The sequence below is a fragment of the Arthrobacter sp. ZGTC212 genome (assembly GCF_002929255.1).
Lineage (GTDB): Bacteria > Actinomycetota > Actinomycetes > Actinomycetales > Micrococcaceae > Arthrobacter_B > Arthrobacter_B sunyaminii.
In genome coordinates, this window is sequence record NZ_PJIJ01000092.1 from 1 (window position 1) to 518 (window position 518).

At 64.9% G+C, this 518-nt stretch carries 1 protein-coding gene; it reads right to left on the reverse strand.

What is annotated here, in order from left to right:
- Window positions 1-369, reverse strand: a 369-nt coding sequence (locus CXQ89_RS18060) for a 2'-5' RNA ligase family protein (RefSeq protein ID WP_146067319.1), incomplete at its 3' end; no start/stop codon positions are given.
- Window positions 370-518 lie beyond the last annotated feature (149 nt).

Sequence of the window (518 nt, forward strand, 5' to 3'; positions counted from 1 at the left end):
CTTTTCGTGGAGGTCGACGCAGTCCTCGAACCCGTCCTCCACATTGATGAAGACCACCGGGGAAACAGGGCGGAACGTGCCCGTGCCTGCGATGGTGACCTCGAAAGGGCTTTGCTGGCGGGCCACCTCGCGGACATGCTCCAGCGTGCCCTCCCAGTCCCGCGTGGTGGTGGTGGTGACCAACGTGATGTGGGCCGGCACTACGTCCGCCAGGGGATCGCCGAAGGATGCCCGCCAGCGCTGCAGCTCTTCAGCCACATCCGGTGGAAAGCCCAGGATGACGCCCACACTGACGTCTTCCGCACGGTTCGCGCCGGCAACCTTCCTGCCGGTGGCCGCCGCTGGGTCGCCTTGGGGGTTACTGGACATTCCCGCCACCTTTGTGGAGCGGGAGCCTTCCCTCGCGGTGACTTTGCTGGATGGCATGGCGCTAGCGGACTCCTGCAAGGGAGAAGGACGGAAGGAAGCCCATGCGCTCGTAAACCGGCCCAAGAGTGACGGAAGCGATTTCACGTGCA